We start from the raw sequence: 1685 nt of genomic DNA, 5'->3' as shown, positions 1-1685 counted from the left end.
CGATCGCCCGTCTGCACCTGTAGCTCTTTTAGCTGCTCCATGCGCTGAACCCGAATAATGGGTTGAGCATTGGGATTGTGACGTGGATCGGCTGAGTAGAGCCGATCCACGTCCGTGAGCAAAAATAGCCAGTCTGCTCGCACCAGACTGGCAACCAGTGCCGAGAGCGTGTCGTTGTCGCCGAACTTTAGCTCGTCAATGGCAACTGTATCGTTTTCGTTGACGATCGGAATAACGCCTAGCCGCAATAGCTCCCGGAAGGTGCGCTCTACGTTTAAGTAGCTGCTGCGCTGCACTAAATCGCTCCGGGTCAGCAGTACTTGGGCGATCGGCTGCTGAAGTGAGGTAAACAGGTCATCGTAAACGCCAATGAGTCGCCCTTGTCCTACAGCCGCGACCGCTTGCTTCAGGGCGATCGTGCGAGGACGCTCGGTGAGTCCAAGGCGAGCACAGCCAACACCAACCGCACCGGATGAAACGAGCACCACGCGATGTCTTTGCCGCTGTAGGTGGCTGAGGGTTTCTACCAAACTGGCGATCGTCGAAAGCGCCAGCAGCCCCGTTTCTGGTTGAGTCAGACTAGAAGTACCAATTTTAACGACCAGCGTTTGGGACATAGGGAAGGAACGAGTTGAACGTTCTCATTCTCCCAAAATCATAAAGCGCCAGCATCTTTATTTTTAAGGGCTGGCGCTTTACGCAAGTATTCACAGTGATTTATTGTTAGGGCCTTTATTTCGCTGACCCCATTTAATCTATACCTAGAATGCCAGGGAATTTTGACATCCCCCTTAGGCGTAATATTTTCTTTATGTTTCCCTAGTTGAGGAGTTGTAAGGCTGTGTAAAGCTATGTTGCGCTGCGGCAAAACGTGGCTATTTATGAGGAGCCAGCGACGCTCCCAAGGCTTGAGACACCCAAACCTCAAACGAGTGCAGGGGCGATCGCCGCACGGCTTCGTCTGGATTCACCATCGGCTGCACCAGAATTGTAAACATCCCCAACCGATTTCCAGCAAGAACGTCAGTGAACAGACGATCGCCCACCATTCCCACCTGCTCAGGTGGCAAGCTCATGCCTTCAACCGCTCGTCTCAGCTTGCGGCGCGAAGGTTTTGCTGCTCCGGAGATGTAGGGCACGTCGAGTGTTTTGGCGATCCGCTGAATTCGCGCTTCACTAATGTTGTTGCTGACGAGCCAGAGGGCGGCTACTTGACGCACCGTGGCGACCCACGGCAGCAGTTCCTCCGACACCTCAGCCATGCGAATCGGCACTAGCGTTTCATCGACATCCAGAACCAAGCCCTTCAGACGGTTCTGCTGCAGCAGATCTGGCGTCAGGGTCAAGACTGAACCGGGCAGAACGAGGTCGGGTTGTAAAAGGTTGCCCATAAGAAGAGTAAAGAGGAGCTAGTTGGACCGCCCTGTCTTAGACGACGGCTTGGCGGCATCGCGGCTGTTATGGATGGCACTTTGGGCAGATTGATGCTCGGCCAGGGTGCGGCTAAAGACGTGGGTACCATCGTACCGTGCCACAAAGTAGAGGTAATCGGTAGATTCTGGGGTAAGCACCGCTTTTAGACTGGCAAGTCCCGGACTGGCGATCGCTGTTGGCGGCAACCCTGGATTAACGTAGGTGTTGTAAGGCGACGGCGTATTTACCTGCTCAAACGTCAAGGGTTTGTC

The 1685-nt window shown here is 54.1% G+C and carries 3 protein-coding genes; all 3 read right to left on the bottom strand.

Annotated features, from left to right (window positions below):
• Positions 1-617 (bottom strand): glutamate 5-kinase (gene proB / locus H6F43_RS00725; RefSeq protein ID WP_190340119.1); only part of this gene is annotated, 617 nt, incomplete at its 3' end.
• 258 nt (positions 618-875) lie between these two features.
• Positions 876-1391 (bottom strand): YqeG family HAD IIIA-type phosphatase, encoded by a 516-nt coding sequence (locus H6F43_RS00720; protein ID WP_190340118.1) that lies wholly within the window; start codon positions 1389-1391, stop codon positions 876-878.
• Positions 1392-1409: 18 nt separating this feature from the next.
• A partial coding sequence (locus H6F43_RS00715; RefSeq protein ID WP_190340117.1) for an endolytic transglycosylase MltG occupies positions 1410-1685 on the bottom strand: 276 nt, incomplete at its 5' end.

This window comes from Leptolyngbya sp. FACHB-36 (assembly GCF_014695955.1).
In the GTDB taxonomy this organism is placed as follows: domain Bacteria; phylum Cyanobacteriota; class Cyanobacteriia; order Leptolyngbyales; family Leptolyngbyaceae; genus FACHB-36.
Note: the sequence above shows the minus strand (reverse complement) of the source record. Positions and strands in the feature narration are given on the sequence as shown.

Bases quoted from the DNA above. Each gene is read 5' to 3' on its own strand.
- H6F43_RS00720 (WP_190340118.1), bottom strand. From the start codon at position 1,391: ATGGGCAACCTTTTACAACCCGACCTCGTTCTGCCCGGTTCAGTCTTG.